8 protein-coding genes are annotated in these 6,959 nt (G+C 37.5%); 5 read left to right on the forward strand and 3 right to left on the reverse strand.

Annotated features, from left to right (window positions below; translation table 11 throughout):
- The first annotated feature begins 206 nt into the window (after positions 1-206).
- On the forward strand, positions 207-608 hold the full coding sequence (locus tag F6K54_RS43480; protein WP_366558345.1) for a transposase: 402 nt from the start codon (positions 207-209) through the stop codon (positions 606-608).
- Positions 592-939: an RNA-guided endonuclease TnpB family protein gene (locus F6K54_RS43485; protein WP_366558344.1), complete on the forward strand. Its 348-nt coding sequence runs from the start codon at positions 592-594 to the stop codon at positions 937-939. The genes F6K54_RS43480 and F6K54_RS43485 overlap by 17 nt, the downstream gene beginning before the upstream one ends.
- A gap of 1,652 nt (positions 940-2,591) precedes the next feature.
- On the opposite strand, the gene F6K54_RS37135 is transcribed toward F6K54_RS43485, so the two are convergent.
- On the reverse strand, positions 2,592-2,750 hold the full coding sequence (locus F6K54_RS37135) for a hypothetical protein (protein WP_293088980.1): 159 nt from the start codon (positions 2,748-2,750) through the stop codon (positions 2,592-2,594).
- Positions 2,751-2,841: 91 nt separating this feature from the next.
- On the opposite strand from F6K54_RS37135, the gene cysE reads away from it, so the two are divergent.
- Positions 2,842-3,549 (forward strand): serine O-acetyltransferase, encoded by a 708-nt coding sequence (gene cysE / locus F6K54_RS37140; protein ID WP_293088982.1) that lies wholly within the window; start codon positions 2,842-2,844, stop codon positions 3,547-3,549.
- A gap of 31 nt (positions 3,550-3,580) precedes the next feature.
- On the opposite strand, the gene F6K54_RS37145 is transcribed toward cysE, so the two are convergent.
- Entirely contained in the window at positions 3,581-4,189 is a 609-nt protein-coding gene (locus tag F6K54_RS37145; RefSeq protein WP_293088984.1) for an Npun_F5749 family FMN-dependent PPOX-type flavoprotein, read from the reverse strand.
- 57 nt (positions 4,190-4,246) lie between these two features.
- Entirely contained in the window at positions 4,247-5,113 is an 867-nt protein-coding gene (locus tag F6K54_RS37150; protein WP_293088986.1) for a hypothetical protein, read from the reverse strand.
- Positions 5,114-5,611: 498 nt separating this feature from the next.
- Between F6K54_RS37150 and F6K54_RS37155 the strand changes: the two genes are divergently transcribed.
- Positions 5,612-6,004 carry a hypothetical protein gene (locus tag F6K54_RS37155; RefSeq protein ID WP_293088988.1) on the forward strand — a complete coding sequence of 131 codons (393 nt, stop codon included), beginning with the start codon at positions 5,612-5,614 and terminating at the stop codon, positions 6,002-6,004.
- Positions 6,005-6,323: 319 nt separating this feature from the next.
- A complete protein-coding gene (locus F6K54_RS37160) occupies positions 6,324-6,572 on the forward strand; it encodes a hypothetical protein (protein WP_293088990.1) in 249 nt (82 codons plus the stop codon).
- Positions 6,573-6,959 lie beyond the last annotated feature (387 nt).

Consider the following 6,959-nt stretch of genomic DNA (forward strand, 5'->3'; position numbering starts at 1 on the left):
AACTTTTTTAAGTCAACTAAAGGTCAAAGGAAAGGTAAGCCTATAAGACCTCCTAAGTTCAAAAGTAGAAAGTCAAAGCAAACTGCTAGGTTTACATGCATGAGGTTTTAAAGTTGCTCAACACAAAGTTTATTTAGCCAAAATAGGAAAGCTGAAAATAGTTTCGCCCGTGAGAGTTACCTGCTACTCCATCATCAGTAACAGTAATAAAAGATTCAGCTAATAGGTATTTCTTAAGTTTTGTAGTAGAAACTTGTGCCCAAATCTTGCCTCAAACTGATAATTTAGTAGGTATAGATTTAGGTATCAAAACCTTTGCTACATTTAGTAATGGTACAAAGGTTGATGCTCCTAAACCACTCAAAAAACGAATTAAGAAGTTAAGAAAGTTAAGTAAGTCATTATCTAACAAAACTAGAGGGTCAAAACGATATGAAAAAGCTAGACTGAGAGTGGCTAAATTTCATGCCGAGTTAAAAGATACTAGAATGGATTTTCTGCATAAACTATCCACTAAAATAATTCGTGAAAACCAAACAATTGTTTTAGAAGATTTGTTTGCGAAGCATCTCCGTTGGAAACGTTTCTGGAATGGTGAAAAACCGTAAATTATCCAGAGCTATATCTGATTTAGGTTGGAGACAATTCAGGATACTTCTAGAAGGTAAAGCAGAAAAATACGGTCGTGATTTTAGAGTGATTAGTCGTTGGGAACCCACATCTCAAATTTGCTCTTGTTGTGGATTTAAGGGTGGCAAGTTAGACCTTTCAATTAGGGAGTGGGAATGTCTCAATTGTGGAAGTAAGCATGATAGAGACGAAAATGCAGCAATAAATATATTAGTCGCGGGCGGGCAGTCCGAGACAAAAAACGGACGTGGAGGCAAGCATAAGACTACTGCCAAAGTAGCAGCAGCCAAAGAAACGTCAATCCACTGAAGAGCTAAGGCTCAGTAGGAATCTCCGCGCCTTCAGGCCGGAGAGGATGTCAATGCTTACTCCATTTAAATATAGTGTTTTTGTAAGTATTTCCTAGGTCATGCTGCGCAAACAGCCGTCAGTCAGCCTCCTATCTGAGGAACTACGGACTTCAGCTAGCCTCCTCCGGAGGAACTACGGACTTCAGCTATTGCTTTTAGTTTATGATCAAAGCTTTATTAATGGGTGCATCTCAATGCATGAATAAAGCCAAAAATTTATCGCTTTTAGGGAACACCGGAGCTGGGAACACCGGAGCTGGGAATATATAGGAAAAAAGTATTTTTGCTTGCTATGAGATGCACCCTTATTAATTGTCTTACTACAAAAGTTGCCTCCCTTGCCCTTAAAGTCAGTTGGGGTGCATCTCAATGCGTGAATAAAGCCAAAAATTTATCGCTTTTAGGGAACACCGGAGCTGGGAACACCGGAGCTGGGAATATATAGGAAAAAAGTATTTTTGCTTGCTATGAGATGCACCCGTCAGTTGTTAATTTAAACACTGTTCTTAAAGAGAAAGTTTTGTTGCTGTTTGCGCAGCATGACCTAGGAAAACCTGACAGCTAATAGCTAAATACTTACCGAAAAATTGTGGTTTAAAGCCTCCCCTTTTAAGCTATGCTTTATAAGCAAAATTATTTACAAAAGTGGATAATGCCTATTATCAAAAGCTTACCGAATTATTAATTATTAATTATTAATTATTAAATAATTCACGCCTTGAAGCCGACCCTTTTAAGGGGAAAAAAAGCGGTAGGAAAGCGGAGCATTCCGTAGGATGGGATGGCGTTTGCTAGCGCACAACTACGTTAACGCGTAGCGTCCCGGAGGGAACGGTCTCCTCGCCATATCCAATCGACCAAGAGAAAAGAAATAATATCTCCTGATATTCAATTCCGTAACGGTTTTAACCAGAGGTAATTATCAATTATCAATTATCAATTAATGAAGAGCATTTTGTTGGTTTTACAAGCTTTGACAAATTGACTAACTTGTGTACTCCTAAAAGTTGTTTTTTGTGGTTGCGATCGCAACCACACTAGGAGCTTTCAGCCTCTAATACATCAAATGATATTTTTGTCAAGTTTTATGTTAAGAAAGATGTTTATAAAGCATAGCCTTTTAAGGGAATAATAAAGAAAAATTTTCATTATTAGTCAATCCTCTTCTTTTCAAGGAGAGGTAATTATTAATTATTAACTAGACAGTGCAAAGTTCTTAGAATAACTATTGCTAGCTAAGGCTTTCAGCGATCTAAAGGTTAAAAATTTTTATTCAGAGCTGTAAGTACTGTAAGCCTTTTCCAGTAATGTTTTCAGTCTTCAAAGCTAATAGTTTTTTGGAAGAACTTTGTACTCTCGAGATTATTAGAGCTGATTTATAAAGTAAATATTAAGAGGCTGAATTTCTCGCTATACTTAGGTTTGGCGAATTATCGTCCTGTAGACCCCAAATTCCTGAAAGCTCGGTGATGTAAAACTTTTAACTAAGTTTATAAATCAGCTCTTAATTATTAATTATTAATTATTAATTATTAATTATTAATTAATAATTGTGTTTGCTACTATTTTAATGCTATTTCCCCTCCTAAACTATTTTCTCAATAACGATAATTAATCTCCTAAACACCAAGAAACAACTAGCAATATTATTGACAGAAATAACCATCGAGGAATATGTAGCCATTCCATAAAGTCCATTGGTTCTAAGACAAAGATAGAAGTGAATAACCAACTGAAGAACAATACCACAGTTATCAAAAATAACGACATAGTATTTTCCGAAAAAAAAATGCACAACTTATTTCATTCACCCTTCAGTATAATGTTAAATGACCTGCTCAACCAAAGATGGTAAATTCTCGTGTTTAATACCCTTCTAACTGACTTCCGAATTATCTTTGATAGAGATCCTGCAGCTCGTAACTGGTTGGAAGTTCTTACTTGCTACCCTGGTCTTCAGGCTTTAATATTTCATCGCCTAGCTCATGGTTTGTACAGTCTGAAAATTCCTTTCCTGCCTCGTTTAATTTCCCACATAGGCCGTTTTTTGACTGGGATTGAAATTCATCCTGGGGCTGTTATCGGTCAAGGAGTGTTTATTGACCACGGTATGGGTGTGGTAATTGGAGAGACTGCTATTGTGGGAAATTATTGCCTAATTTATCAAGGGGTAACCCTGGGTGGTACTGGCAAAGAAACTGGTAAAAGGCATCCTACTTTGGGTGAGAATGTGGTGATTGGTGGGGGTGCCAAGGTTCTTGGTAATATTAATATTGGTAATAATGTCCGTATTGGTGCTGGCTCGGTAGTGCTTAAGGATGTTCCTTCTAACTGTACTGTTGTGGGAGTGCCTGGAAGAGTTGTATATCGTTCTGGAGTAAAGGTAAATCCTTTAGAGCACGGTAGTTTGCCTGACTCTGAGGCTGAGGTTATTCGTTCTTTGGTGGATCGAATTGAATTTCTTGAACAACAGATGGAAAGTTTACAAGGTAAATTATCGCAGTCTGTTGTAGTCAAGTCTGACGCTCCATCTTCTGTTAATTATGCTAATTGTCATCTCCAAGACTAAGCAATTCAAGATTTTTTTATGGCTAAGGAATTTAAGGATTTATATCTTGAATAGACCAAGTCTTAGAGTTATCAATTTGATAAAGCCAACGGTTTTGTGGCTCTCCTTTTAGTTCTAAATGCTCGACTTTTGTTGGCTCTAGTAATAATAGATAAAAGTTTGATAGAGGATAGGCAGGATTTGGTGGGGACAATTCAAAGGCACTAATTTCTACTTTACTGCCTCCAGGATTAGGCCAAGTAAATTGTTGTCTAGCATTGTCTGAAATTTCTTGCCATGTTGTTTCTCTGGCTTTAGCAAGTTTGGGGTGAGGATTATTTGCTTTGATTAGGTAAAGTTTCCCGGTTAGACGAAATTGTTCTCTAGTTTTAGGAAAATACCAACAGACCTCGCCCCAAGGATTTTTTTCTATTTGCTCTGCTTTGTTGCTACGACTATCAGTGATGAATTTTAGTTGATTGGTTTCTTCTAAAAAACCTCGGAATACGATGGTACGATTTTTGGGTTGGCCTTCAGCAGTGACTGTTGCTAGTTGGAGATAACGAGCATAAGTTAGGCTTCGGTTTCTATGTAAAGCTCTGGCTAAAGGCGATCGCCAAGGTGCTAGTTTTTCTGCCTCTATTAAGTTAAGAAATTCCATGATTATTGGCTATTTTTGCTTTTTTCGTAGAGGAGACATCTTAATACTAAATCCGGTTTACCTTCCAGGCGAGACTCCCCCATCTGATTGAAAAACTTTCGGTATTTCGGAACTATCTGTGATTATGTCTTTGTGAGCTTCATTAGTATATTTTTCCTCGACTAAATCTTGTAAATCTTTTTCCCAAGCTTTAATTTCAGGTGTTTTAGATATAGGAACTTTTTTAGACTCTGGCTCGGCTACTGTTTCAGTCTCTGGATCAGAGTCTTGTTCTGTGTCTAAATAATTTCCTACAATCTCTTCGAGTAATTTTTCAGGCTTGACTCCCTGTTGTTTGGCCTGAGCTCTTAACTTATCCCAAACGTCTCTGGGTAGTTTTGCTGTGGCTAGGAGGGGTGCGGTTTCCCCGATAATAGTAGTTTCTATGTAAGTTGCTGTAATAGGTTTGGATTCTTGCTTTGCCCTACCCAGAACCTCTTGCCAACAGGTCACTGTCTCATCGACTTCCTCGCTGACTTGACTGGCAGAACTGGCTAATTTTTGGGCTTGAGATACGTTGTCTGGTAGTTCGGTGAATCCTTCGAGCATCAATGACCAAGATATTTGAGCAGCTTTAATGACTCGTTTGACGTAATAGACCGATTTTTTTAAGCCTTTAAGGCAATACTCTTTGAAGGTTTTATACCCCAAATTTTTATACAATTTATAAATTTGAAAAGCTCTCAAAGCCATGCCCTCTTTGATATAGGCATATCTATCGGCCAGCATATCTATTTCCAGAGAAGCGATCGCTTCATCCCCTTCTTTCCAAGTGTTGTCCCAAAATAAATCGCAAAATTTATCTAGATATGCATCTGCCCAGTTGGGAAGTTCTGGGTCATTGAAAGGAGTCTCGAATTTGTGGTCGTATAAGTTTCCAATCATAAAAAAGTAAGAAAAAGTATTTTTACAAAGATTGGGGTGAAGTTAGAAAATAAATGCCTCACCCGAAAAGACATCCATTAGATAGTCACTAGAAATATTTCATTAATTGATAATGGATAATTGATAATTACCTCGGATTTTAACCGTTACGGAATTGAATATAAGGAGATATTATTTCTTCTCTTGGTCTCATGGATATGGCTCCGAGACCCGAAGAGTGACAGAGCCGCTCCGAAGATCGCCATCCGGAGACCGCTTTTTTTCCCCTTAAAAGGGGAGGCTTCAAGGCGCGAATTATTTAATTATTAATTATTAATTATTAATTATTAATTATTCGGTAAGGCTATGTCAGTTAAGCATTAGGCTTTAACTGTTTGAACTGCTTTGTTGGACTTCACCTCTTGGAAATTAAACATATGCTTAATTGGTTATTATTATAACTAAGTATATATTATAATGTCAATACTGATTTGGTAAAATATTTATATAAATATATGAATGAAGAAAAAGCTTATGGCAAGAAGGTCTCCGAAGGAGTACATAGAACCAACGATCAGATCGACGTTTTCTATAACAGCGACAGCCAAGGAAGGTTTGAGCAAGTTGGCTCAACAAAGGGAGCTAAACATCTCTTACCTTCTAGAGAAAATTGGTCGGGAGGAAATACCGTTAGCTCCGACCGAGGAACTATTTCTGGGGGGGATTCTTAAGCAGTTAATCCAAGAAGTTCAAGACCATTTGGATGAGTCGATTTCTCGAACGGAGAAACTGCTTCATAGAAAACAACAACTGATAGAACTTTTCAATCAACTGGCTGAGAAAACAGGTGAGACTTGGGATGAGCCAAAAAAGTCTTCAGCAAAACCTATAGATTCAGACGAAGAAGAATAAAAAGTCAAAGGAGCTGATCGCAGCAATGTGGTCGGTATTTTTTTATGTTGAACTGCTTGGTTGGGCATCACCTCCTGAAAATTTTAAAGCGCTTTTTACTGAAATAATAATAAACAAACGCTTGCAATATTGTCAAGTAATTGAGTAAAATATTTTTAAGCGCTTACAATGGACAAAAACAAAAAAAATAGATGGGAAGAAAGATCAAGTACGAGCAAAAGAAACAACAATTGAATCTAACAGTTACTCCAGAGACGAAGGAACTATTGGGAGAGATAGCGGATGGTCTGAACATCAGTCGGAGCGAGTTGATAGAAAAATGGGCGAGGGGCTGGCATCAGACACAGTCAGTGGGCTTATTGGGGGAATTTTTGACCTGTTTCGAGAAATTGTCCGCGATGCATTAAATTATATGTACGCTCATAACGGGCGTTTAAAGCAACGGGGCGACGAAAGCGATGTCTCTATTGCTAGCTTCTTGGATAAAGCAGCAGCTTTAGAAAGAGAGATGGCTAAAGTCTTGGAACAGGTTGAGCAACCACCAAAAAATGAAAAATTAGAAGAATAAAAAATTAAAGGAGCCGATCGCAGTAATGTGGTCGGTATTTTTCATGGCAAAAATCCTACACAACCAATACGCCTAAATTGTCACAGGCCACCAGCAAGGCAAAATCTTTTAACTCAGACAATATAATCTACATTATGTATTTCAAAATGTAGCATGAAGATTCGGGAGTCAGAATTTCCGTTTGTCATGCTCCGCAAACAGGCATCAGAAGAAAATAATAGCGGTCATAGCAATTAAGTATTGTAAAGTTTTATTAATTCTATAGAAAAACATAGAAAAACAACTAAAAATATCTTAGACTGGGATTAGTTAAATTCCCATAAATTAGGTTTATGAATGAAATTATCTGATTATGCAAAATCTTTAGGAGTTTGTTACAAGACAGCT

The organism is Okeania sp. SIO3B5 (genome assembly GCF_010692555.1).
Classification (GTDB): domain Bacteria; phylum Cyanobacteriota; class Cyanobacteriia; order Cyanobacteriales; family Microcoleaceae; genus Okeania.